At 53.3% G+C, this 24,637-nt stretch carries 21 protein-coding genes; 13 read left to right on the plus strand and 8 right to left on the minus strand.

Features of this window, described 5'->3' with window-relative positions; all coding sequences use genetic code 11:
- Positions 1-18: 18 nt before the first annotated feature.
- A complete protein-coding gene (locus FJ146_10845; protein ID MBM4252458.1) occupies positions 19-669 on the minus strand; it encodes a uridine kinase in 651 nt (216 codons plus the stop codon).
- A gap of 172 nt (positions 670-841) precedes the next feature.
- Here FJ146_10845 and FJ146_10850 point away from each other — a divergent pair, with 172 nt between their 5' ends.
- The 8 genes from FJ146_10850 (at position 842) to FJ146_10885 (ending at position 8,892) form a co-directional block, all read left to right on the plus strand.
- Positions 842-2,335: an aldehyde dehydrogenase family protein gene (locus tag FJ146_10850; GenBank protein MBM4252459.1), complete on the plus strand. Its 1,494-nt coding sequence runs from the start codon at positions 842-844 to the stop codon at positions 2,333-2,335.
- Positions 2,336-2,395: 60 nt separating this feature from the next.
- Entirely contained in the window at positions 2,396-3,673 is a 1,278-nt protein-coding gene (locus FJ146_10855) for a GTP cyclohydrolase II (GenBank protein MBM4252460.1), read from the plus strand.
- Between the two features lie 3 nt (positions 3,674-3,676).
- Entirely contained in the window at positions 3,677-4,921 is a 1,245-nt protein-coding gene (locus FJ146_10860) for a DUF1688 family protein (GenBank protein MBM4252461.1), read from the plus strand.
- A gap of 54 nt (positions 4,922-4,975) precedes the next feature.
- Positions 4,976-5,626 (plus strand): uracil phosphoribosyltransferase, encoded by a 651-nt coding sequence (locus FJ146_10865; protein MBM4252462.1) that lies wholly within the window; start codon positions 4,976-4,978, stop codon positions 5,624-5,626.
- On the plus strand, positions 5,623-6,327 hold the full coding sequence (locus tag FJ146_10870; protein ID MBM4252463.1) for an RNA pseudouridine synthase: 705 nt from the start codon (positions 5,623-5,625) through the stop codon (positions 6,325-6,327). The genes FJ146_10865 and FJ146_10870 overlap by 4 nt, the downstream gene beginning before the upstream one ends.
- Positions 6,327-7,502 (plus strand): class I SAM-dependent rRNA methyltransferase, encoded by a 1,176-nt coding sequence (locus FJ146_10875; protein ID MBM4252464.1) that lies wholly within the window; start codon positions 6,327-6,329, stop codon positions 7,500-7,502. Before FJ146_10870 ends, FJ146_10875 begins: the two co-directional genes overlap by 1 nt.
- 136 nt (positions 7,503-7,638) lie before the next feature.
- The gene (locus tag FJ146_10880) at positions 7,639-7,956 is read left to right on the plus strand and encodes a hypothetical protein (protein MBM4252465.1); all 318 of its coding nucleotides are present in this window, start codon (positions 7,639-7,641) and stop codon (positions 7,954-7,956) included.
- Positions 7,957-8,157: 201 nt separating this feature from the next.
- A complete protein-coding gene (locus tag FJ146_10885; protein ID MBM4252466.1) occupies positions 8,158-8,892 on the plus strand; it encodes an ATP-binding cassette domain-containing protein in 735 nt (244 codons plus the stop codon).
- Positions 8,893-9,871: 979 nt separating this feature from the next.
- Here the strand turns inward: FJ146_10885 and FJ146_10890 are convergent.
- Entirely contained in the window at positions 9,872-10,486 is a 615-nt protein-coding gene (locus FJ146_10890; GenBank protein ID MBM4252467.1) for a hypothetical protein, read from the minus strand.
- Positions 10,483-11,229, minus strand: coding sequence for a nucleotidyl transferase AbiEii/AbiGii toxin family protein (locus FJ146_10895; protein MBM4252468.1), 747 nt, complete (start codon positions 11,227-11,229; stop codon positions 10,483-10,485). Before FJ146_10895 ends, FJ146_10890 begins: the two co-directional genes overlap by 4 nt.
- 324 nt (positions 11,230-11,553) lie before the next feature.
- Here FJ146_10895 and bfr point away from each other — a divergent pair, with 324 nt between their 5' ends.
- Positions 11,554-12,030, plus strand: coding sequence for a bacterioferritin (gene bfr, locus FJ146_10900; protein ID MBM4252469.1), 477 nt, complete (start codon positions 11,554-11,556; stop codon positions 12,028-12,030).
- 3 nt (positions 12,031-12,033) lie between these two features.
- Here the strand turns inward: bfr and FJ146_10905 are convergent, their stop codons facing one another.
- Positions 12,034-12,252 carry a hypothetical protein gene (locus FJ146_10905; protein ID MBM4252470.1) on the minus strand — a complete coding sequence of 73 codons (219 nt, stop codon included), beginning with the start codon at positions 12,250-12,252 and terminating at the stop codon, positions 12,034-12,036.
- A 246-nt stretch (positions 12,253-12,498) separates the two neighbouring features.
- Between FJ146_10905 and FJ146_10910 the strand changes: the two genes are divergently transcribed.
- Complete coding sequence (locus FJ146_10910) at positions 12,499-13,737, plus strand: ferrochelatase (protein ID MBM4252471.1); 1,239 nt, start codon at positions 12,499-12,501, stop codon at positions 13,735-13,737.
- 48 nt (positions 13,738-13,785) lie between these two features.
- Here FJ146_10910 and cobS read toward each other — a convergent pair whose 3' ends face one another.
- The 3 genes from cobS to FJ146_10925 are packed head-to-tail and all read right to left on the minus strand — an operon-like array spanning position 13,786 to position 16,629.
- The gene (cobS, locus tag FJ146_10915) at positions 13,786-14,559 is read right to left on the minus strand and encodes an adenosylcobinamide-GDP ribazoletransferase (protein ID MBM4252472.1); all 774 of its coding nucleotides are present in this window, start codon (positions 14,557-14,559) and stop codon (positions 13,786-13,788) included.
- On the minus strand, positions 14,559-15,623 hold the full coding sequence (gene cobT, locus FJ146_10920) for a nicotinate-nucleotide--dimethylbenzimidazole phosphoribosyltransferase (GenBank protein ID MBM4252473.1): 1,065 nt from the start codon (positions 15,621-15,623) through the stop codon (positions 14,559-14,561). The genes cobS and cobT overlap by 1 nt, the downstream gene beginning before the upstream one ends.
- Positions 15,616-16,629: a TerC family protein gene (locus FJ146_10925; GenBank protein ID MBM4252474.1), complete on the minus strand. Its 1,014-nt coding sequence runs from the start codon at positions 16,627-16,629 to the stop codon at positions 15,616-15,618. Before FJ146_10925 ends, cobT begins: the two co-directional genes overlap by 8 nt.
- A gap of 93 nt (positions 16,630-16,722) precedes the next feature.
- Here FJ146_10925 and FJ146_10930 point away from each other — a divergent pair, with 93 nt between their 5' ends.
- On the plus strand, positions 16,723-18,219 hold the full coding sequence (locus tag FJ146_10930) for a cryptochrome/photolyase family protein (GenBank protein ID MBM4252475.1): 1,497 nt from the start codon (positions 16,723-16,725) through the stop codon (positions 18,217-18,219).
- Positions 18,220-18,224: 5 nt separating this feature from the next.
- Here FJ146_10930 and FJ146_10935 read toward each other — a convergent pair whose 3' ends face one another.
- Positions 18,225-19,985 (minus strand): glycoside hydrolase family 5 protein, encoded by a 1,761-nt coding sequence (locus FJ146_10935; protein ID MBM4252476.1) that lies wholly within the window; start codon positions 19,983-19,985, stop codon positions 18,225-18,227.
- Here FJ146_10935 and FJ146_10940 point away from each other — a divergent pair.
- Both FJ146_10940 and FJ146_10945 read left to right on the plus strand, forming a co-directional pair.
- Complete coding sequence (locus tag FJ146_10940; GenBank protein MBM4252477.1) at positions 19,708-22,425, plus strand: hypothetical protein; 2,718 nt, start codon at positions 19,708-19,710, stop codon at positions 22,423-22,425. The two genes, FJ146_10935 and FJ146_10940, sit on opposite strands and share 278 nt — an antisense overlap.
- Positions 22,426-22,439: 14 nt before the next feature.
- On the plus strand, positions 22,440-24,637 hold a 2,198-nt coding region (locus FJ146_10945), incomplete at its 3' end, for a hypothetical protein (GenBank protein MBM4252478.1).

The raw sequence follows: 24,637 nt of genomic DNA on the forward strand, positions 1-24,637 counted from the left end.
CGAATCGCGAGCATCTGGCTACCGGGTGCTCGCTCCTCCTCCGCCCCAAGCAGCTACCATTCCCGCTAACATAGCCACAGCCCGCTCGTTATAGTTCATCCAGCTGACGATGATGTCGGCAACCAGCTTTTGCGGTGCGATAAAACTGTCGTGCATGGGTTTCACGGTAGCCAGATACTGATGGATGACGCCGTCCACGTTACGGCCGCGCTCGCGAATATCGCGGCGCAAGCGGCGCAGACAGCGTACGTCGTCATCAACATCTACATAGACCGATAGGGTCAGGAGGTCGCGAATTTCTGGCCAGTGCAGTGTCAAGATACCGTCGAGGACGATGATCGGCGCCGGCTTGATCTCGACTGTATCCGCTGTCCTTGTATGGGTAGCGTAGTCATAGGTGGGGCGCGCCACAGACTTTCCGGCCAGGAGTTGGCTCAAATGCTGACTTAGTAGCGCGGTGTCAAAGGCGTCGGGATGATCGTAGTTGCGCGCATCACGCTCGTCTTCCGGTAGGTGGGCCATGTCGTTGTAGTAGTGGTCCACTTGCAGCACGAGCAAGTCGAGTCCAAGCAGCTCGCGGCAACGCTCACGCAGCATCCGCACCAGGGTGGTTTTGCCGGATCCAGATCCCCCTGAGACGCCAATAATCTTAGGTTGTTGGTTAGACATGAGCCGACTGTCCCCTGGCCTCGCGCGGCCGGTCTATAGAATGTTCTTGCCGAGCCCGGGCGTTTATCACAACAATAGGGAAACTCCAGCAGATTTTTTAGTTACGAAGCTTTTGGTACGCAGTGTGCATTGAGAGCCTAAGATAGCCTCACTTTGGACTTTGGGAGCCGTCATGACCAATGATGCCGCCGTTGCCGCTAGCAGCGAGCCCTACACCTGTCGCAACTTGATCGGTGGGAGCTGGCGCCCCTCGACTGGGCCGATGCGGGCGCTCCATAGCCCCCACGACGGCAGTCTCATCGGCCATGTGCCCATGAGTACGCCTAGCGAAGTGCAGGAGGCCGCCCGCGCTGCGGCTGCCGCCTTTCCGGCCTGGCGGGCCCTGACACTCAAGGAACGTTCGGCGCCCTTGTTTCGGTGGCGCGAGCTGATGCTCACCCACCTGGATCACCTAGCAGCCTTGGCCGCGAGTGAGTCTGGCAAGACTGTGGCCGAGGCGCGCGCCGGTATACTCAAAGGCATTGAGGTCGCCGAGTTTGCCCTCAGCCTGCAAAACCTGGATGACGGTGGCTCCATGGAGGTGAGTCAGGGTGTCACCTGCCAAATACAGCGTCGCCCCCTAGGCGTGGTGGCCGGCATCACGCCGTTTAACTTCCCGGCGATGGTCCCCCTCTGGATGATCCCAATCGCCCTCACGGTTGGTAATTGCTTCATCCTCAAACCATCGGAAAAAGTCCCCCTGACCTCACAAAAAATGGGGGAGATTTTTATCGCTGCGGGATATCCCGCCGGCGTTTTCTCCGTCATCAACGGTGGTAAGGAGACGGTGGAGGCTTTGATTGACGCGACAGAAGTGGCGGCGGTTGGCTTTGTCGGGTCGACCCCAGCGGCGCGGGCCGTCTACCAGCGTGCAACTAGTTTAGGTAAAAGAGCGCTCGCCCTCGGCGGCGCCAAAAATCCCGTCATCGTGGTCCCAGATGCCGACCCAGAGTTTAGCGTGCAGGGTATCGTCGATTCGTTTACGGGATGTGCGGGCCAGCGCTGCATGGCAGCGAGTTTACTCATCGCCGTAGGCAAGGTCGATCACATCATCGACGCCGTGGTCAAACGGGCATCCTCTCTCAAACTTGGTAAAGATCAGCAAATGGGTGCGATCATCGATGCCGCGGCTAAGGCGCGTATCACCGACATCATCGGCCGCGCCGAAAAAGACGGCGCCAAAATCATTCTCGACGGACGCCGCGTCACGCCGCCCAGTGGCAGTGCGGCGGGCCATTGGCTGGCACCAACCATCATCGATCACGCAAGCCCCGGCATGGAATGCGCGACGACGGAAATCTTCGGTCCAGTGCTCACTATAGTCCGTGTACCTGATCTCTCGGCAGCGCTCGCTCTCGAGGCTACCAGCGCCTACGGTAACGCCGTCTCCGTATTCACCACCAACGGGCGCGTCGCGCGCACGGTAACCGACCACGCCACCAGCGGCATGATTGGGATCAACATAGGCGTGCCTGTGCCGCGGGAGCCGTTCTCGTTTGGTGGCACTAAAGCATCTAAGTTTGGGCATGGCGACATCACGGGGCGTAGCGCGCTCGATTTTTGGACCCATCTCATCAAGCTGACTAGCAAGTGGTCGGCCACTGCGGCGCAAAATTGGATGAGCTAAGAGCAACTGACTCAAGCACTCAATCGGAAGAATCACACTGTAGCGACTAAGGGACGAGTCATGACCGACGCCGATAAACCGAAGACCAACAAGAAAAAGAAACTCACGCACATCAAGCTCACGTCGCACCCCGAGCGTGGTGCCAAACATATTCCCGTCAATTGGGGAGCAGCGACCGCCGCCGAGCGCGGTCCCATCATTGGCACGGTAACTAATCCAAATCAACGCAATGTGATCGGCGCGCATTCAGGCTCCTATGCCGTTTACCGTGCCTTGGCCATTGCTGCCGGTTCGCTGGATCCCGTGCACATCCCCGATCTCACCAATACATCTCCGGCCGCAAGTATCGGCCCCTACCCTCAGTGGCATGATCCAAAACGGATTGTTTCGCTTGATCCCTGGGGGCATCTCATCAGTGACTCGTTCCGACCGCTACTCGAGCAGGGATACGACATCCGCCCGACCATCGCTGTGACGCGCGCCCATATCAATATGCCAGAATTTAGCGACGCTATTGCCGCTGGCCGCCTTAAACCGGACGGCCACATCTTGCGCGAAAACGGCGAGGTGTTAGTCACCAAAGCGGCCATCGATCCAGTCTGGTACCTCCCAGGGATTGCCGAGCGCTTCCAGGTTGATGAGGCCGAGCTGCGTCGTTCCCTTTTTGAACACACCGGCGGCATGTTTCCCGAATTAGTTACCCGCCCCGATATGCCGATCTTCTTGCCGCCGATTGGGGGCATGACAGCCTACTTCTTTGGCGACGTCACAACGATGCCCGATCCTAAAAAAGTCTTGGCCTGCCGCGTCCACGACGAGTGTAACGGCTCGGATGTGTTCGGCTCAGATATTTGCACCTGTCGTCCCTATCTCGCTCACGGCATCGAGGTCTGCATTGCGGCCGCTCAGGAGGGCGGAGCGGGTCTCATCGTGTATAATCGCAAAGAGGGGCGAGCACTAGGTGAGGTCACAAAATTTCTAGTCTATAATGCCCGCAAGCGGCAGGAGGGCGGAGACACCGCGGCCAAGTACTTTCAGCGAACTGAGTGTGTCGCCGGGGTCACCGACATGCGGTTTCAGGAGCTGATGCCAGATATTTTACATTGGTTGGGAATTTCAAAAATTGATAAATTTGTCTCAATGAGCAATATGAAGTACGAGGCGATTGTAAGGGCAGGAGTGACCATCAAAGAGCGGGTCGAGATTCCGAAAGAGCTAATTCCTGCCGATGCTAAGGTGGAGATGGATGCCAAGGTGGCAGCCGGATACTATACCCCAGGCCAAGTGCCTGAGGCCAAAGACCTGGGTGTTAAAAAAGGTCGCGGTCTCGACGAGTGAGTCATGTCGCATACAACAGAAGTCAAAAGCGAGAGCAAAGAAAGCGTAACGTATCTCAGATCCCCCAAAGGCATTCGCGAGCAGTGTGCGAAGATCACTGACCGCGTGCTAACCGGAGAGTCGCCACACTTCAAACTCGAGCGTTCCAAGCTAGAGAAGGCGGCCGACCTGGTGGTGCAGGAGATGAGGTCGAATTATCCCGATCTAAGTATTCCGTATCACAGCCGGTGGCGCCATTTTGGTGACGAGCGACTGAAGATGCTCAACGACAAGTTGGGCGCTTTAGATCCAGACGCTGCTGCCAAAAGTCGGATCGAATTGGCAATAGTCAGCGTACTGCTCGACGCCGGCGCTGGTCCGACGTGGCGCTACACGGACCCGTTGACCGGTAAGGCGGTAGGGCGCTCCGAGGGACTCGCCCTGGCGAGCTTTGATATGTTTATGGATGGCGGCTTTGCCAGTGATCCGGAAAATCCGCTGGTGGTCGATAATCCGACGTTGCGTAGCATTACCAAGCGTGATCTTGAAAAATACTTTCAGGTCACGCCACAGAATCGTCTGCTAGGTCTCGACGGACGTCTCAACTTATTGCATAAACTTGAGCACGCCGTGTCTGTAAACAAAAAGTACTTTGGTGACATTGAACCACGTCTGGGTAATGCCTACGATTATTTAGTCACGCATGCAGGTAACAACAAGCTACCGGCACGCAAAGTATTGTCGGTTGTGTTAGAGGGCCTAGGCAATATCTGGCCAGGCCGCGCCTCGCTCGGTGGTGTGATGCTCGGTGACGTCTGGCACCATGCTGCTTTGCCGACCACAGATCACGGCCACGGTTTGGTGCCGTTTCATAAGCTATCGCAGTGGCTTACCTATTCTTTGGTTGAGCCTCTAGAAGACGCTGGTCTGGAGATCGGTGGTCTCGATGAGTTGACTGGTCTTGCCGAATACCGTAACGGCGGCTTATTGATCGATACTGGAGTCATCGGGATCAAAGACGCGGAGCTTGCGAGCAAGACGCACAAGGCCGACTCCGAGGTGATCATTGAGTGGCGCGCGCTCACGATTTCGCTACTCGATGAGCTTGCTGTTGTGATTAGAGACAAGCTTGGCAAGGCGGCTGCCGACTTACCGCTTGCTAAAATTATGCAGGGTGGTACTTGGAGTGCCGGACGTAAGTTGGCGGCTGGTTTGCGCGCTGACGCCGAGCCACCTATCCGGTTGGCTAGTGATGGGACGGTGTTTTAGTCCGAACATATCTCATGGCCTATGTTACGGCTTATTTGGGAGCTGAGTGAATCTATGACGCAATCAGCGGCAGCGGGTAGTAACGTTTTTGTCATCAAGCATCCGCTGGTCCAGCATAAGCTGACGATCATGCGCAAGAAGGAGACCAGCACCAGTAAGTTTAGACGCCTCGCTGGCGAGATTGCCATGTTACTCGCTTATGAGGTCACGCGCGATATGCCCATGACCCTGGCAGATATCGAGACACCGATAGCAAAGATGAGAGCGCCTGTACTTAAGGGCCAAGAGATCGTCTTGGTGTCGATTCTGAGAGCAGGCAACGGTATTCTCGACGGCATGCTACGACTGATCCCATCGGCGCATGTCGGGCACATCGGACTTTACCGCGAGCCAAAGACGCAGGTGGCTGTGGAATACTATTTTAAGATGCCGCCCAATATGCCTGAGCGCGACGTCATCATCGTCGATCCGATGCTCGCCACTGGTCACTCGGCCGTTGCGGCTATTGACCGTGTGAAAGAGCAAAAACCCAAGTCCATAAAATACGTCTGTTTACTCGCCGCCCCCGAGGGTGTGAGCTTCGTCCAAGAGCATCACCCCGATGTACCGATCTATACGGCCGTCATCGATGAGGGACTCAACGAAAAGGCTTATATCATCCCCGGTCTTGGTGACGCCGGTGACCGGATGTTTGGAACGCTTTGAGACGATGTGAGACTAGGCGCGTGACCGACTTTAGCCTTAGTGTTGCCTTTGCCAACGAGCACTTCGTTGCCGTCGATAAGCCGCCGGGATGGCTCAGCGTGCCCTCGCGTCTCGGGGAGTCCGACGCGAGGCCTTGTGTCGGCCGCGTGCTGGAGACGCAGCTAGGCGTGCGCCTATGGCCCGTGCACAGGCTCGACCTAGAGGTCACGGGGCTTTTATTATTTGCTAAAGATGCTCCTGCCCACAAGGTGGCCAATCTGTGGTTTGAAGAGCGCAAAGTCCACAAGACCTACGAGGCCTTCACGACCGTTGGCGACGCGCTACCACTCAACCACCCACTCCAGTGGGAGTGCGTCATGATGCGCGGCAAAAAGCGCGCGTACCTAAGCCCTCACGGTAAGCCCTCGGTGACCACGGCGACACCACGCGCCCTGGTCACCTTACCGGACGGTCCGGCCCTCCTATGGGAACTTTCCCCCCACACGGGCCGCCCCCATCAGCTTAGATTTGACCTGTCCCGCCACGGATTCCCCATCATCGGCGACCACCTCTATGGGTCGGATCGCTCATATTCTCTGGGCATTGCGCTGCGTTGCGTACGACTTGACCTGACTTCATGCCCACGGGCTGGGGATTTCGGCTTGCCCCGGGCATTGGCTGCGACTAGGTTGCGGGAGTCTCTAGGCCTCGAGGATAAGTGATGACAGAGTCTGCCCCGCTACCAACAGTGCGCTTAACGCAACCCTTCAAGATTCAGCATCCATGGATCTTCGCGCGCGCAGTGGCTAAGCCCACGGAGCGTATTCCTCCTGGCACTTTGGTCGAGGTCTTGGGGGTCGACGGTAAATTCGTAGGCCGTGGTTTTTATAACGGGCACTCACGCATCGGCGTCCGCCTGTTAACGACGGATCCGACGGAGCAGGTGGACGCTGGATTTTTTGCCGCAAGAATCGAGCGCGCTATCGAGTGGCGGCGTCAGCTAGGTCTCTTTGAGAAAACCACGGGCATGCGTCTCATTCACTCCGAGGGTGACGGACTCAGCGGCCTCATCGTTGACCTTTTGGGCGGTGTGCTGGCGATACAATTCACGTCAGCGGGGATGTTTCGTCAGCGGGAGCTCATAAAATCCCTACTTCTCATTCATTTTCCTGAGGCGTGCGTTTACTGGTTTGCCGAGAAGCGTATCCAAAAACAGGAGTCCTTTGACTGTTGGGATATGCCGGCTCCGGATCCCGTGGTGATCGAGGAGCAAGGCGTACGCTTTCACGTAGCTGTTGGCTCTAAACACAAGACCGGCTTCTTTGCCGACCAGCGCGAGAACAGACTGCAGCTTGCGCGTCTATGCGCGGGCAAAGATGTACTCGACGTGTGTTGCCACACAGGTGGCTTCGGGCTTTATGCCAAAGTGATTGGCCAAGCCAAAAGTGTCATCGGAGTAGACTTGGACGAGGCCGAGGCGCTCACCACAGCGCGCGCCAATGCCACGCTCAATGGTGTCGCTATCGACTTTATTGCCGCCGATGCCAGCGAGTATATGCGCGAGGCGGCCAAGCGCGGTGATCGCTTCGATGTCGTGATCCTAGATCCCGCCAAACAAACGCGCTCGGCTGACAAGGTAGACGCAGCGTTGCATGAATATTGGCGTTTAAACCGCTTAGCCTTACCGCTAGTGAAACCTGGCGGCATCTTGCTCACCTGCTCCTGCAGTGGTCTCATCAGTGAAGACGACTTTATCGCCACTATTAAAAATGCGGCGCGTGACGAGCAACGGGAAGCGCAAATCTTCCGTCTCAGTGGCGCTGCGCCGGATCACCCATTCCTGGCCCATGTCAGCGAGGGTAGGTATTTGAAGGCGGTTTGGGCCCGCATCCTGTGATTGAGTCAGCTAACCGGCTGACCACAGGCGCGTTTCCTGTTTACTGCTTGACCGTTTTGGGAACCCTGATTTAAGGGCCACCCAGATGTGTCGAACCTAGAAAAGTGATTCTAGTGCAACAGGACGTGAGGGTTTTATGAAGACTTTATTGTGTCGAATCGTCGTATTGACCACAGTACTCATGGCAGGTTTAGGATCCGCCAGCCTAGCTATGGACGGGTATATCGTTTGCGGTACCTGCAAGTACTTTGACCCCGGAACCCGCTCTTGTCAGGACGCCCCTGATTGCTACGGCTACACGGAAGGCTATGGCTACGACTGCGGCCACTGCGCGACTTGGTACGCAGATAACGAGCGCGGACACTGCGAAACCATTCCGGGCTGCGGCGGCGCCACATCGGCTAGCTGGCCTCAAGTGCTTTATGGGGAAAATCAAGCCACCGTGGCCCACTAAGCGGCGCTCACGCGGCACGGTCCAGGCGGGACCGCCGTGGCGGATCAGCGACGGGATCAATCACTAGGTGATCGGCCCAAGATCTGGTAAAAATATCAGCCAGCTATGCGTATCTAATCGCTTCACTGAACTGACGTTTTGACACAAGCTCGCGAGGACCCCATGGCGATCCCAACCCCCGACGCTCCAACTGGCGTCAATATGATCGAAGCCATCGCCGTTACCAAGGCCTTCAACGGCAACAATGTATTGGGACCTGTTAGCGTCGGTTGTCCGCGGGGTAAGACCACCATCTTGCTCGGCCAAAGTGGTAGCGGTAAATCGACGCTGCTGCGTCTTTTTATGGGTCTAATTTGGCCGACTCAGGGTCACATCAAGATCGATGGTGTGATTTTGAGCCCGGCATCTGTTCAAGCGATACGCCGCAAGATCGGCTACGTCACCCAGGACGGTGGTTTATTCCCTCACCTGACGGCGCGGCAAAATATCCTACTGGCAGCGCGCTACTTCAAAGAGGAGCCCGCTGCAGAGGCGCGCCTACCGCACCTACTAGAGATTACAAAACTGACGGCCGATCTCATGGACCGCTTCCCATCGGAACTTTCGGGTGGTCAGAGGCAGCGCATTAGTCTCATACGCGCCCTAGTCCTCGATGCCCCTGTTATTCTGCTCGATGAGCCGATGGGAGCCTTGGATCCTATGATCCGCGCTGACTTACAGACAGATCTAAAGGAAGCATTCACTATGCTCCACAAGACGGTCGTGATCGTCACCCACGATCTAGCCGAGGCGGCCTACCTTGGCGACCAGATTGTGATGATGAACGATGGCAAAATATTGCAGCAAGGTAGTTTTGCTGACCTCGTTAAGCATCCGACTGCTGCCTATGTGACGGACTTTATCGCGGCGCAGCGTCCGATCCCTTGGCCGACCTGATGCGGTAGATAATCGTTTAGCTTCTTCTTCGTTTTTTTTTGAGTATCGCCATGAAATATTCCAATCAATCAGAAGTCATAATCAAGAGTCATGATCGCGCCACATCTAAAGCCATGTGCGCATAGCAAGCCAGTTATCCTGCTTAGCGCACAAAGCCGCCATCTGATAATCACACTTTGTTTTGTTGCGACGGCGCAGCGACCATAATCTCCATGAATTCCCGAGGGACCGAACTCCTTGGGGACTAGGTGGAGCTGGATACCTGGGACGTGACAGTTAGCATGCCTCGGAATACAGAGGTGAATTTTTTGATCACGCGTTTGATGGTACTTACAACATCACCAAAGCGGAAGAACGGCTGTGATACAAGGTGGTTTCTACAATTTAGACAGTGGTCTGACCCTGTGAGAGAATTTATCACTGGGCCGCCACCGCAGCGACGGCAGCGACTATGCACGCCGGGAATGGTTCTCCGGAGATACTCGTGATGAAGGTAGGGATTGAATGACATGGGCACTCCTCTGAAGAGCGACATCTTGTTTAATGCTCTCAAAAGGGAGTAAGGCAGGAAACGTGCCAGACCAGATGTTTCGCGGTTGATCTTGCTTTTTTGTTCTTATTTAAAGAGGCTTATCGCACTTGGTGGCAATCTCAATTTTTACGGCAGACTAAGCATGTCGCCAGGATTTTGGTAACAAATTATGACCACCCTGAGCACTGTCGCGCGACAACAAGCTGCAAATAGCGGCAAGGCTGATTCTGAATACCCAGCAAATTCAAGTCATATCGGTAATTTGCACTGTGATCAGTAAATTGAACGATGCAAGTAAAGAATTTGTGCGTGGTGGTAACAAAATTCACATCACTAGCAAGGCTTGCTTGTCACGGCCTCAGCTTAGGTAAAAAACCGGAAAACCAAGCCTTCGACAGGTGCCGCGGTACTTGTTTTGAGCCGGTCAGGAGTGTTCACTTAAAACGCTTAGCGTACCCGCGCTAAAAGCTCCTCTAACGCGGCGATTACCAGTGATCGCCGCGCTGGTGATGATATCGATCTTGTGTACATCTCGATGCGCTTAAACTTGAAACTTTTTGGGATCTCGATTTCTGGTAGCGCGCGGAAAGCGCGGCTTTTTGCTGGCCGAAAGTAGAAGAAATCCACTAAGGCTTTTTCCGGTGTGGCCATTTGTGCAGGTCCATCACCAAAAGATTCGAAACCACAAAAAAATGGTGGAGCCACCTGATGGACAGCATAGATGCCTACTGGAGTTTTGATAGTTCTGGTCTTGGCAGTTGAGATGACATGGATTGTTGTAGGAATCTGCTCGATCATACCGTGGTGGAAGAGAGCACTCTGAAGCGACAGATAACTCGGCGATGGATCGGTCAAGTATGGGTGCAAAATCCAGGGCGAAATTTGGTTCGGTGTCAGCCACATGCCGCGTTGTAGTCGCGTGAGATGCCCGGTCGCCGCCAGGCGCCCGAGCATCTTGCTGGCCGACGCTGGTGATACGCCCAAGTGTGCGGCGACGTCGTTGGTCTTCAGCACCGGGGTCTCCAGGGTACGAAGTTTAGCAAGTGCTAGATTTAGGTTCATGCTGAGATACTCTGTACCTTGGCGACAACTTGATGCAGCAAAGTTTCCCAAACCTCCCCACTTCCGTAGTAGTCTTGGGCTTCAGCTGTTAAAAACTCGACGACCTGTCCCCTAAATTGATCAAAGTCGACACTTATGGCTGCATCAATAGCCTTTTCAATCAAAGACTTTTGCGCCTTCACAACCAAATTCGGGTTACGGTTAAACAGATGCGCCAGATCAAAAATATCTCTAGCCTGAGTTTCTGGCCGGCCGGCAAGGGCTTCAATCTTTTGCGTGACGGCGTAACTTGCTTTGTAGTGCGAGATAAAGCTGGGAGTAAGCCGATATTCAGCAAGTATCATAGGGTCTACCGACTCAAATACCGTACCTTCGCGATCAATACCGCGCCTTGAAAACTCGATCTTGGTCGGAATATCGAGCCCATGGGCATGTATCATGACCTTCCATCTTTGTACGGTGTCTGTCTGCTTGGGTGCTGAGTGAGCGATGATGTGGATCTTACGCGTAGCCAGGGAATTGCGCAGTGAGTGGCTGCTTAGTATCTTGTCCACACGCTTTTTCAGCGGCTCTCTACCTATAGTTGCCACGTCAAAATCAATGTCTTCAGAGTATCGGTTACTACCCATAAAGAAACGAAGATTGCAGCCACCCTTAAGTACAACGAGCGATTTGTCCTGTGTAGTTAGGAACGACTTGATGAAGAGCAGATGGAACAGCTCAATGTCAGCACGTATGCTCATATCTTATATATTCCATTGAATCGACATATATGTCAATTGGAAGGAATATTAAAAATGCGGCGGTTGATCAGACCATAACTGACCCACTTAATTGTTGGTGTTGCCTCAGAACCCCCAGCATTTACTAATGAATCACTCGACAATCCAGGCAACCTCCGACGCTAGCCTGTAACAGTCCGGGACGATTATCAAAACTTTCATCGACCAACAATTAAGTGGATCAGCTTTATCGTTGAACTAATCCCGCAGGTGAGCGATTGTTTTTGTCAACGGTAGGTTGCAAGCGCCTCCGACTAGCTCTTAGAAGAATTGAGAGGTGACACGATGAAAGGTGATTCCAAAGTCATTGATGCCCTTAACGAGATCCTGACCGGGGAGCTCACGGCCATCAATCAGTACTTTCTCCATGCGCGTATGGCTAAAAACTGGGGCTACGAGCGGATCGCAGCCAAAGTGTGGGCTGAGTCCATCGACGAGATGAAGCACGCCCAGGCTCTGACCGACCGTATTCTCTTCCTTGAGGGCATCCCCAATCTGCAGAAGTTGGGCAAGCTCAACATCGGTGAGACGATTGAGGAGCAGTTTCAGGCTGACCTGGCGCTCGAGTTCCAGGCAATGACCAACCTCAAGGCTGCCATCAAGGTATGCTTTGAAGCCGCCGACCACACTACCAGGGAGCTTTTTGAGCACATCCTGGCTGACGAAGAGGCTCATGTGGACTGGCTCGAGGCTCAACTCGGTCTGATTAAAGACCTGGGTCGCACGGCGTACCTAGGCGAGCAGATCAAAAAGGGCGAGTAAGCCTCACTTTTTGCTCTGGCCTACATCTCCCGCAGCGCCGCCACCGGAGCCACCGTGGCGCTGCCGGGATTTTTGGACCATTTCTTTCAGCTGACAGATGCACGAGCCGCAGTCGCTACCCGCCTGACATGACGACATCACGTCCCGGAGACAGGTTGCCCCGTTTTCGAGTAAAGCATTGATTTTCTTGTCTGAAACACCCTTGCACAGACACACGACCATAGGTGACTCCGCTGCGAAGACTTAAGGCCTAAGACCTACCTATCTCCTTATCGGTCTATTTTATAATAAAACTGAGAATCATTTTCAATACGATGTACATTTATTTGCTGCAAACACCCCAGATTTATCACTAAGCATCCGTAATCAATGACTTATTTTTAGCTCACCCCAAACCTTCTCATTATCCCGAATGCCGGTTATGCTAGTGGAAACCATCATTTCGCATACAAGTCAGAAGGGGCTCTTATGAGAACTCTGTCATTTGGACTCAGGCGTCGGGCCATGCTCGTTGGTATGGCAGCGCTCTTGGGCACTACCGGACTGATCGGCTGCAAAACCACTAACAATGCCGGCCAAAGCGGCGTCGCCTCGGCTACAGATGGGGACGAAACGATCGCTGTCATGCTGGCCTCACACGGCGACATCGACTCCATCAGTGAGCTCGAATCTTACATCAAGGTATCGTTTCAGAAGAATGTAGGCATACCGCTGCCCTACTGGGTGCGCCCGGCGATCAGTGATCCCGCATACAAATTGTCTGTTGGTGAAGTTAGATCTCAGTACGAGATCATTGGCGCCACCAAGTACCGCGAAAACTCGCAAAAACAAATTGAGGCTTTAGCCACAGCTCTCAAGGAAGCGGGTATCAAAGCCAAGACTTACTACGGCTTCAACTTCACCACGCCGTTCATCGCAGACACCATGGAGCAAATCAAGAAGGACGGCATCAAGAAAGTCATCGTCTTTAACCAGGGCGCACAATGCTCTTGGGCCTCACAAGGCGAGAATATGGAAGACGTTCGTGACTACTTGATGGAGCATCCAGAATTTGATGCCGACGTGATCGGCTACCGTGAGTACTCTAATGACACCAGATTTCGCGACCTATTGCACGACGTCATCATACGCGACGTCAAAGACAAATTTGGTGACAAACCCTCTAGCCTTACCTGCGTTCTCATGGCGTCCCACGGGCTACCAACCCGCATGACTAATGACGGCGACCCAGCGATCAAGCAGATGAAAGATGCCTTTGACTATGTCGCTGCCAAGGGTAAGCCCTACCGCTTTTATCACGGATTCCTTAACGATGACTTTATCCCCGGTGCTACCTGGGCGCAGCCCGAGGCTTCTGAGGCGGCCAAGAAAATGCGCAGCGACGGTTGCCGCAATATTTTGATGGATTCTCGCCTGTCTTTTACAGTCAACCACAGAGCCACCAAGTTTGACCTTGATACCGAGGCACGCCAAATTTTCGAGACCAAAGACCCCAAGCAAAATTGGCAAGCATCACTCACGTGGACCAAGCCTAAAGTGGAACTCGCTAATCAGTTTGATGGCGATGCAGGCCTTGCGAAGTTATTCACTGAGCTCACTAAAGAAACGTTGGCGCGTAAAGGTGATCTGGAGATCATTAAAGAACGTGGCAAACCAGTCTATCCTAAACCGCCTGTCAAAGAGTGGTGCCAATCAAAAAGACTCTGATTATAAACTAAATTTATTTAGACGCGGCCACTCGGGCCGCGTTTTTTTTTACAAGTTAGCCGTAGCAAGAATCGTCAAATAAAAGACAACTTCCGTCACCTGTTGCACAGCCCCGCAGCAGTCGCCGGTGTAGCCACCGATCCAACGTTTGAAAAACCGTCCCATATGCCACGTCATAAGCCCCATGAGCGGCAACGGAAGCAGAAACTGCCACCGACCACTCGCTGCCACGGGCAACAAACCAAAGGCCAGTGCTAATAGCATTTGGCCAAAAGTTTGGTTGTGAAAGCTAGGCTTCAAATCCACACGTGCGGCATCCTCGCGCGCATTGATAAGAAAATGGGACATCGCTACTGGCATCGCGCGGCTCAATGCGTGGGCTGTTACTAGAGTCCATACCATCTCGTGATCGCTCACATGAGACAGCGCCTGATATTTAAGTCCGAGAATGATTACCATACCAACAGCGCCGAAGGCCCCTATACGCGAGTCCTTCATAATCATGAGGATCTTGTCCTTGCTCCAGCCGCCACCAAAGCCGTCGCACACATCGGCAAAACCGTCCTCGTGAAAGGCTCCAGTCGCATAAATGGTGGCAGCCATGCTGAGCATCACTGCCACATCAATTGGCAGGACCACTGCAGTAGCGCGGTAGACTATGGCAGCGATCGCGCCGACCACCATGCCTACGAGGGGAAAATATGGTGCAAGAAGATTTAGGCTAGGATTGACGTCAGTCAAGCGACGAGGCATGCGCAGGCGCGTTAAATACATCGTCGCAGCTGCGAGATATACTAATTGGCGATGGAGCCAAGTCACCATCAGTCTTGCTGGCTCCCCGCATCTTTTGCCGCGCGTGATACCTTCGCAATCTGCGCTTCATCAAAGGTTGCCATCTCACGCACCAGTGCCGTGGCCATCCGCAGGAGCGGCAAGGCAACCGCACATCCGGTGCCCTCACCGAGACGCATGGATAGCTGCAATAGAGCCTTCACGCCTAGATGCTCCAAAGCCAGGGCATGCCCGGGCTCTGCCGAGAGATGGGAGAAAAAGCTGTAGTCAACAAGATGCGGATCGATGGCGTGTGCCACTAAGAACGCTGCCGTGGAACAGTACCCATCTACGAGTTGCGCCATGCGTAGCTCACTTGCGCGAAGCATCGCGCCACACATCATGGCCAGCTCAAAGCCACCAAAATAAGCAATCACGTCTTCGGGCTTACTCAGCTTGGGAGCACGGGCCATAGCCGTCTCCAGCACCGCGATCTTGTGCTGCAAGCCCCGATCATCAAGACCAGTCCCCGGCCCCACACATTGGCGTAACGGAACACCACACAGTTGACTCATGATCACAGCGGCTGCTGAACTATTGGCGATGCCCATCTCGCCGAAGCCTATCGTATTGCACCCCTGCTCATAGACCTCATTAACCAATGTGCGCCCATGTAGCATAGCCGTCTCAAGCTGAGCCTTGCTCATCGCTGGGCCGTGGAGAAAGTTTTGCGTGCCACTACCGACGCGGGCGCTGATCAGACCTGAGTGGGACGCAAGCTTGGCATTGACGCCAGCATCGACCACCAAAAGTTCTGCCTGACTCTGGCGCGCCAGCACATTGATGGCCGCACCTCCGCGCAAAAAATTGGTCACCATAGACGCCGTGACACTTTGCGGATAAGCGCTGACCCCCTCCGCTGCAATGCCGTGGTCAGCAGCAAAGACAATGATGGTCGGGCGCAGTACCTCAGGCTTCAACGTATTGTGGATGAAGGCAAGACGTCGCGCTATGTCTTCGATCACTCCAAGAGAACCCGCCGGCATCGTCTTCTCTGCCAGTAAAGTGTCGCATGCATGCAGGTTTGGTAGCGAGTGACCGGGTGTCTTACTCATTAGGTTGACGCGCCGTAGCCAATAATGACGCGACAATCCCACCAGCCAAGAAACCACCTATAATGCTCAGCGACCATCCCATCGACAGTTCCTCACCAATGACCTTGCTGATCCAGGTCATCTTCGATCCCACAAATACGAGAATCAAAGCGATGGCATATTTGAGGTAATGAAATTTATCCACCACGCCAGCGAGCAGGAAGTAGAGTGAGCGTAGTCCGAGGATTGCGAAGATGTTCGACGTGTAAACAATCAGCGGCTCTCTGGTGATGCCAAAGATGGCCGGTACGGAATCGATCGCAAAAACGATGTCTGACACCTCGATAAAGATCAGGCCGAGTAGTAGCGGGGTGGCATAAATTCTGCCATCTATCCGTTTAAAAAAGCTCTGGCCATGGATCTCCGGAGTGACAGGCAGCACACGCTGGACCCACTTGATGATCGGATTATCTGCCGGATTTGGATCCTCATCCTGACTGAAGATCATCTTGATCCCCGTGAAAATCAGGAACACACCGACCAACATCATCACCCAGTGAAACTTCAGCAAAGCGGCACCGAGGGCGATGAAAATCCCCCTAAATACTAGGGCGCCCATAATGCCAAAAAAGAGGACACGATGCTGATAGATGGACGGTACCGCAAAGAAAGAAAAGACCACGACAAACACAAAAATGTTGTCCACGGCCAACGACTTTTCGATGATGAATCCAGTTAAGAACTCAAGAGCCACGCGGCTCGCCGCCGTATCCGGCGTCATACCCGTGGCTGCGGCCATGGCCGCATCGCTAGAAAACTTATGATGCACATAGGCATAAAGCCCCGCATTGAACAGCAGTGCTAAGCTCACCCACACCACACTCCACCCGGCCGATTCGCGGATGGATACGGCTCGCGCATGGCGATGGAAGACGCCAAGGTCGATCACCAGCAGCATCAGCACAAAGGCAGTGAAGGCTAGGTAAAACCACCAATAGTCAGCGAATGGAAAAATTACTGTCGGCACCGTCTAGTCCTAAGGCATATATTGAATGGTCACTGAGTATACCATCGAGGATCGGAGGCGTATGCACCGCGACGCCCGTCACCTGAGGTCCAAATGACAAAGAGTGTACTAGTTCTTTTAGGTAATCAATTGTTTCCAAAATCTGCCTTGGCAGCATTTCGGAATCAACCCGTTTATATGGCCGAGGATCTCGGACTTTGCACCTATTTTCGTTTCCATAAGGCTAAGATTGCCCTGTTCCTCGCAGCCATGAGGCAGCGCCGGGACGAGCTGCGCGAAGACGTCTTTACCGTTTATTATCAGGAGCTTGGAGACGACAACCAAAGCTACGAAGCGCGTCTCATCAAGCTCCTGAAGGCCGAGTCCCTGAAGCAAGTCGATCTGTTTGAGATTGAGGACCGCCCCTTTGCCGCCTGCCTCACTGCGGCCCTCAAGGCGGCTGGCATCGCCATTAAGTGGCACGAGTCGCCTATGTTTCTCACCGCGCGGGATGATTTTAAGGCTTATCTGAAGGGCACTAAAAAGCCCTTCATGAAGACCTTTTACGAGTGGCAAAGGCGACGCCTCGACATCCTGATGACCACTGACGGGGACCCGGTCGGCGGTCGTTGGAGCTTTGATACGGAAAATCGCAAGCGCCTCCCCAAGGGCATGCGGCTGCCAGACGTACCGACAAGTAAGCCCAGTAAGACCACCCAAGAGGTCCTTACTTTGGTCGGCAAGCGTTTTAGTGATCATCCGGGTTCACTCAAGCATTTTTCTCACACCGTGAGTCGCGCCGAGGCCCTCAGGTGGCTACGCGAGTTTCTGGACGAGAAGCTGACGGATTTTGGTCCTTACGAGGATGCCATCACCAAATCGTCGGCCTTCGTCTTTCATAGCGTTCTCAGCCCAGCCTTGAATCTTGGTCTGATCACACCGCGCGAGGTGATTGACGCCACGCTCAAGGCCTTTAAGACCGCACGCAACCCAAGCCTCATCGCCTCAGTCGAGGGCTTTGTTCGTCAGATCATAGGCTGGCGGGAATTTATTCGGGGCATCGACCAAAACTTCGGCCCCAAACAGGAGACGACTAATTTTTTTGGTCACGAGCGCCGTCTCACTGCGAGTTGGTATGATGGTTCGACGGGCATTCCCATACTCGACGATTCTATCAAAAAAGTCCTGCAGTTTGGCTATACCCACCATATCGAACGTTTGATGATTCTGAGCAATCTGATGCTACTCAGCGAAATTCACCCCCACGACGTCTACAAGTGGTTCATGGAGATGTTTGTCGACTCGAGTGACTGGGTGATGGGTCCTAACGTGTACGGTATGGGTCAGCATTCCGACGGTGGTATCTTTGCGACCAAACCCTATATTTGTGGCTCGAATTATCTGCTCAAGATGAGCGATTACGAGAGCGGCGACTGGACAGATATCGTCGACGGACTGTACTGGCGGTTTATCGATCGCAAGAGAGAGTTTTACCTGCGTAACCCGCGCACCTCGATGGCGGTCCGGCAATACGATAAGATCGCGCCGGCGCGCCGTGCTAAACTAGCTGCCGCGGCCGACAACTTCTTGGCGACGCACACCACATTGTAAAGGACTTACTGACAGCAGGTGAGCGTCGTTGCGATCCCCTTAATGAAGCCCACACTGGCAATATACTCACTGAGATCGCATTGCCCTTTGAGGGCGAAGGGATCCCAGTCACCTGGTATGAGCGAGAGCCGATCGTCTTTTTTCTCAAAGTTTACCTCGCGGCAAGTCGTGCCGAGACTCACGCTTGACCTAGCACAAAGTGCGCCCGCAACGCTGTATCGACCATTGACACGGTTTTGCGCCAGCCCGACGAGATAATGGTCACCCGCACACGCGAGGCGCCCGGCTCCAGTATCAGGTACGACAACCACATTGGTTGCACTACGGCTTGGTCCGTAGTCAGAGCACAGCACTCCGTGATTGGCGCGACTACCGCTACGCTGCGCCGAACTTAGACCAACGATACGCTCGCCCTCGCGACAACGGGCCTTAAATGCTGATGGCATCCAGTCACTACGGTCCGTGGATAGCACAGAATCAAAATCACTGAATATTAGCGATGTGAAATGATGCTGCGGCACGCTGTCCCATCCCGGCTCAACTCCAGGGCCAAGGCGTGGCGTCATAATGCTACGTAGCTGCTCCGTGCGCCAATCCGCTAGAGGCTCCTGCCAGCTCTCGTGCAGGAGACCAAACAGCTCCTCCTCGCCCGAGGCTTTAGGCCCCGGATTCAGCGCCCAATAAGCAAAATCTAGATCCTGATCCCGCAGATAATTGACAAAGTTTGTAAACCATCGTTGGCTGCTGGCATTGTAAGCCTCACCAAATTCACTGACCCATACGGGCGCCGTAAAGTGTCGTGCCGGTGACACGACGTAACCCCACTCGCGGCTCACTTGAGCATGAAGCTGCGCCTCTTCCATGTCACCGTACTTCTGACCGAGCGTGCTGGGTGAAATGAATCCATAATTATGGGCCGCGTAGATCAACCTATCTGGCAACGGCAACCGGATCGGATCGCTCTGCACACCCTGAAGATGCTCGCGTGGGAAATTGATACCCTCGACTATGACTAGGAGGTTTGGGTTCTCGGCAAGTACGCGAGCTCCGGCCCGCTCAGCTGCGACGCGCCAATCATTTCCACCCTTAGCCCAGTTGGGGACGCTAGGTAAGAGGCGCCCCTTGAAGTTAGCAATACGGACCTCGTTGCGCAGATCGGCGGCGATGACCATGGAATTACCTGCGTAGCGTCTGGCCATCATCGCCCAATCATCAAGCCAAGCATCCTCAGTGTAATCATGCGTATACCAAAGACCGTCGCTATCAAAATTACAACACCACATGGGGTGCGTCGTGTGGTTGTTGATGATGACGTAGATCCCAGCCTCACTCAGTGCCGTGACGACGCGATCGTAAATCATGAGTGGAGTCAGAGAAGCCATTTCAGGGTTAGCTGCCACCGCTGCACTGTCTACTTCTCTTGCATGTAGCATGAGATTGGCAAACGGCAGCCGGACCGAATTAAACCCCAGTTTTTTGATCTGCTCGATGATGGTACCGAGCGGAGCCTTGTCGAGTCCTCCCACCACCAGACTTGTATCACTGGCGCCGTACCAGTTGACCGAGGCTAGCTTCAGCCGCTTGCCGCGCGCATCCACAATAAAGCGTCCCAAAGTCCGAAGGGGCAACTCTCGCGGCTCCGCATCAAGCAGCTGCACCGCATGTCTGCTACGATCGGCAATGGATGCCATCTTTAGCGGCGGTGTGCTGGCGGAACACGCTGCAATTAAGGCGGCAACGGAAGACGTCATCAGGAGTTGGCGCATCGGTTACCCCGCGAGAATCTATGCAATAAATTTGTTTATTATATGGAAACCGGAAACCGCCAAAATTACAAGAACAAATTGCACGCCTCCCCACCCCTCAACTTCTGCCACCTGCTACCGAAAAGCTTTGTGGACTCAACAGGATAGAGGACATCGCTTGCACCTGCATCGCTCTCCCATGGCCCGACTGATTTGGCTAAGTCTACTCCCCGTAGCCCTAGCTTTGGGGCTTGCGTGGTACATCCAGGCAACTGATGGTGGCGTGCCACTGGAGCAGGCCTATGAATACGTCATATTCCCGGATACAAAAGGTGAGCCTAGCCTAGACGACATCCGCAACCTACCCGAACATTCCTGGTTGCCAGTTGATCCGCGGCGGCACGGAGGCGCGTCGAAGCCAGAAAGCTTGATACGTGGTTCGCTCACTCTCCGAACCATTTGGCTACGTCATCGCCTGCCACCTACCGAAGCGCCACAGGCAAAAATCTTCAGTATCCCACTTCTGTTCGTGCAAAGTATTAACTTTTATACCCAGGATTCACCGAATGGCACCTTGCACCTAGCTTTAGCCGGTAGCGCTAGGGACCAGTGGTACGATCCACATCAACCAAGTCTCAAGGTCACGTCATCTCCCGATCAGACCATGACTGTTTATGTTGCACTACGCCCAACGAGGGGGCTAAAGACAGCCCTGCGCATCCAGCCAGAATCGATACACCAGGATCTTGAGAACTCATTTCGCGTTGCCTTGGGTTTGATCAGAGGTGGTAGCGCGTTCCTCATCGTATTCGGATTGGCACTACTCGTATCCCTACGCAATCTCATTTATCTCTATTCTGTGACCTTTCAGGTCTTCATTGCCACCACCGTCATGCTAGCCTATGGCGATATCCTCGATTACTTGCCTTGGTTAGCCGGGCGACCAGACTTATACCAACAATTCGTAATCCTCGCCTCTGTCCTAGCGATCCAATTTTTTGGTCTCTGCCTAGTTGAGTTAACACGCCACCTTGCCGAGACGCAAAAGATCCGCAGCCGCTGGATCCGGGAAATTACAGTCGTCTTTATCCTCGTCGCGAGTCTACCTTATATACGGGAATCACTGCAGTTCGCGATTGTCGTGATACTCATAGCCATATCACTACTTGAAGCCGCCTTATTTCTGACTACCAAACCCGAACCAAGCATCCACTTGCATCAAATAGCTCTCATTGGTTCCAGTTTTTGGAGCGCTTTCGGCCTGACGGTTGCTGGCGTTACCGGCAACTTTGGCAATTCGATCTACATCGAAAACGCGCTGATTGCTGGTCAGTTTATCGTTGCCACGATGCTGGTTATAGACTTTTCAAGGCGCATTAGAGTCCTCCATCAGGAACGTCTCCAGGCTGTTTCCTTACTTCGTGCCGATGCCCTGGCATTCCAGGACGCGAAGACATCGGTACACAACCCAATGAGGGAGCACGAGGAATTCGATGTCACCATTATGTTCATTGATATTATGTCATTTTCTGTTATTGCCGAAAAATTCGGGGGCGAGACGGTATTCAACGACTTGTCAATGCGCCTACGCCTACTTACTGATGTTATAGAATCTTACGGTGGGACTATCGATCGCTCACTGGGAGATGGTCTCCTTTGCTTCTTCACTGGGGGCGAAAAAGACCACACGATTAGAGCATTCTTAGCTGCGGTCAAAATCCATGAAATTATCATCAGCGATGCCAAGCGCATAAATGCCGGAAAATCCAAACGTGCGCTCATGCCGGTGCGCATCGGAATTCATAGGGACAGGGTGATCATTGGCAATGTCGTTGGTTCCTATCAGATTGATTTTACTATGGTCGGTAACGGCGTCAACTATGCCAGCAATTTGGAGCAGGCTTGTGGTCCCTTTCAAATTGTCGTCAGTAAAGAGGTACACGATAAGTTGACACGGAGCGACCTCGGAATGGTCACATTTGTTCCGATCCATATTGCCGTCAAACACAAGCATCAATTATTTCACGCGTACCGCCACAGCCCTTTCGCCCATCACAAAGGTGCCGTAAACGAAGCACTGAATCTCCATTATCAACAACTCGGCGTTCTTAACAGAGAACGGCGATTTTCAGTAAAAGATCCGGGCTCCATGACTTTGATCAGTGCTCACGGAAAACATCAAATCTTGGATTTTTCCCTTCAGGGGTTTCGCGTCCATTCGGATGTCATTCTCGGTCAAAATGCTTCATTTGAGGCCGAGTTACACCTAATGGATCCGGTGATCATGGGCAATTTGCGCAACAAACACCTACACACGCTCACGCTAGAGGTCCGATGGAGCCACCTCGAAGATGGGAAAATCATGCAGGGATTCAAAGTCGTGGGTGCAAACGAGGAGCAATGTCACTTCCGCGTAGCGCAGTTTTTATCAATCGTTAGCGACCTTAAAAAGACAGCATAATACGGCAGACTCCTATGTACTTTGGCAAACGAAATCTACTAAGAACATGCCTCTCGGTATTGCCAGGGGCCATCGTGGTAGCTGCGGCCTTCTTCACACAGGTATTCGAGTCAGACAACTCACTACCCATCAGTGATCTAGTGGCGACTGATACAACGCCCTCCAATTTAGCCGCGGCTCTCTCTCATACCTCCTGGCAGGCGCGACCTAACCTCGTGGTCAATCTGCCCCAAATAGCCCCCAAAATCACATGGACCAAAATCGAAGTTCCAGGACTAGCGACCAACGAACCTTTGTACGTTGAGACCCGGTTTCCTCTCCTCATAGATCTCGACTTTTATCTAGTAGACGAGGGCCGGCTGGTAGATGAATGGCACACGGGCTATGCCCATCCTGGGAGTTTCGAGAGGAATAAAGGACTATATTTTAACTTCCCAGTAAACACCAAGAATCATAATCAATCGCTATTTATTCGTGCCAAAAATCCAGGAACGGGCGTACCTAAATTTCGTTTGTACGACCGACATACATTTGCATCGATGAATCAGCTGAGAGATCAGGTCATGGGGACTTTATTCGGCCTCTCGCTCATGATCATTTTCGTCAATATTTTGCTACTCACATCCCAAGAATCGATCACTTACCTGATGGATATCGGCGCTCAGATTTTCTTGCTAGTCGTTGTCTACTTTCTCGAGGGGTACTATAAGCGCATCACCCCTAACATCGGTGACGATCCCGATCTCCTTGCACGCATGATCATTAGCTCCTATATGATGGCATTATTTTTCATCGCCGCATTTTATCGCCGGCATTTACTTATTGACCGTAATTTCCAGGACTTGACACGCAGCTACCGAGCCATTCAAGCACTCTATCTAATCTCGCCGGTCGTTGTGTTCACGACGCCTTTTGCCGTTGGCTTGAGTTATGCGATAGTGGTGACGTGGCTAGGCTCTGGGCTGATGATTAAAAGGTACATCCGGTTTGTTAATCTGCGGTCGATTTTCATCGCGTTCCTAAGCCAATCAGGTGGTGTTACGGCAATGATTGTCACGGCACTCACGGTACTCGACATCGTCAGCGACAATCTCCTGAATAAATCTATGGCTCACATTGGCATCGTTTGGATGGGCGCGACCAATCTCATTGCAAGCGGCATGCGCCTGCGTCTTATCGAGGCACGCAGTAAACGTATTCGCAGCGCCTTGGCCAAGAGGGACAGCCGGGCCGAACTAAACCGGCTCCTGACGTCGTCCTACGACAACATTGAAAACATCAAAAAGGCGGAGGTAACCATCATGTTTATCGATGCCGTATCTTTTTCTCTGCTGGCGGCAGGAAGATCGACAGCGGCCATCTTCAAGGCTCTTTCGGAGCGTCTGAGCGAGATCATCAAAGTCATCGAAGCTGAGGGCGGCAGTGTCGATAGATCTCTCGGCGATGGGGTCCTATGTTACTTCTCCAACGATCAGATTGGACTTAGAAAACACCACGCAGTGGCGGCCTTTGATGCGGCCATCACCATTCAGCGCAACGCTATCGCGGCCGCATTAACTCATCCGGACAAGTTAATCATGCCAGTGCGCATTGGCATTCACTCAGCTGACGTGATTATCGGCAATTTGGGCGACGATCGGCACCTTGATTTCACTATGATCGGCAGCGGTGTCAATTTTGCAAGTCGTCTTGAGACAGCTGCCAGTCCCTTCAAAATCAATCTAAGCACCGAAACAGTCGATCACCTAACGCGTCATAAAATCGCCCCTCAACTCTTTGAACCCATTAAATTATCGATCAAGCACCATAGTGCTCTGCATAACGCCTTTGAACATGATCCGAGTATCGGTGACGCTGATTCCCTACAGAGGGCAGAAGTCCTATTTTTTGAACAACTAGGCATCAGACGCGGCGACGAGCGCCACATGGTTGTGCCTAGCGAGTCGCTAAGACTCATGTACGGAGATCTTGAGTTCTCGGTCGTCGACTTTTCGCGCTACGGCTTTCGCGCCACGAGTGGATCACTATTCGGGCGACGTAGCGTGCTGACAGTTGAGTTCGTCACAAACAATATAGAGCTCCAGCGTATGCTCGCGGCATACTTCCTCCGCACAGTCGTAGTCGAGGTTAGGTGGAGTCGACAGGAGCAGGGTACGTTTACACATGGACTTCGGATCGTCGGCAGTAGCACTGCGCAACGTAATTTCCTGTA

The organism is Deltaproteobacteria bacterium (genome assembly GCA_016874735.1).
In the GTDB taxonomy this organism is placed as follows: Bacteria; Bdellovibrionota_B; Oligoflexia; order Oligoflexales; family CAIYRB01; genus CAIYRB01.

Coding starts and splice junctions, on each gene's coding strand:
- FJ146_10880 (MBM4252465.1), top strand. CDS start 7,639: ATGAAGACTTTATTGTGTCGAATCGTCGTATTGACCACAGTACTCATG.
- FJ146_10875 (MBM4252464.1), top strand. CDS start 6,327: ATGACAGAGTCTGCCCCGCTACCAACAGTGCGCTTAACGCAACCCTTC.
- FJ146_10850 (MBM4252459.1), top strand. CDS start 842: ATGACCAATGATGCCGCCGTTGCCGCTAGCAGCGAGCCCTACACCTGT.
- FJ146_10885 (MBM4252466.1), top strand. CDS start 8,158: ATGATCGAAGCCATCGCCGTTACCAAGGCCTTCAACGGCAACAATGTA.
- cobT (MBM4252473.1), bottom strand. CDS start 15,623: ATGAGTAAGACACCCGGTCACTCGCTACCAAACCTGCATGCATGCGAC.
- FJ146_10845 (MBM4252458.1), bottom strand. CDS start 669: ATGTCTAACCAACAACCTAAGATTATTGGCGTCTCAGGGGGATCTGGA.
- FJ146_10940 (MBM4252477.1), top strand. CDS start 19,708: ATGATGGTACCGAGCGGAGCCTTGTCGAGTCCTCCCACCACCAGACTT.
- FJ146_10890 (MBM4252467.1), bottom strand. CDS start 10,486: ATGAACCTAAATCTAGCACTTGCTAAACTTCGTACCCTGGAGACCCCG.
- FJ146_10855 (MBM4252460.1), top strand. CDS start 2,396: ATGACCGACGCCGATAAACCGAAGACCAACAAGAAAAAGAAACTCACG.
- bfr (MBM4252469.1), top strand. CDS start 11,554: ATGAAAGGTGATTCCAAAGTCATTGATGCCCTTAACGAGATCCTGACC.
- FJ146_10865 (MBM4252462.1), top strand. CDS start 4,976: ATGACGCAATCAGCGGCAGCGGGTAGTAACGTTTTTGTCATCAAGCAT.
- FJ146_10930 (MBM4252475.1), top strand. CDS start 16,723: ATGACAAAGAGTGTACTAGTTCTTTTAGGTAATCAATTGTTTCCAAAA.
- cobS (MBM4252472.1), bottom strand. CDS start 14,559: ATGGTGACTTGGCTCCATCGCCAATTAGTATATCTCGCAGCTGCGACG.
- FJ146_10935 (MBM4252476.1), bottom strand. CDS start 19,985: ATGCGCCAACTCCTGATGACGTCTTCCGTTGCCGCCTTAATTGCAGCG.
- FJ146_10910 (MBM4252471.1), top strand. CDS start 12,499: ATGAGAACTCTGTCATTTGGACTCAGGCGTCGGGCCATGCTCGTTGGT.
- FJ146_10905 (MBM4252470.1), bottom strand. CDS start 12,252: ATGGTCGTGTGTCTGTGCAAGGGTGTTTCAGACAAGAAAATCAATGCT.
- FJ146_10860 (MBM4252461.1), top strand. CDS start 3,677: ATGTCGCATACAACAGAAGTCAAAAGCGAGAGCAAAGAAAGCGTAACG.
- FJ146_10895 (MBM4252468.1), bottom strand. CDS start 11,229: ATGAGCATACGTGCTGACATTGAGCTGTTCCATCTGCTCTTCATCAAG.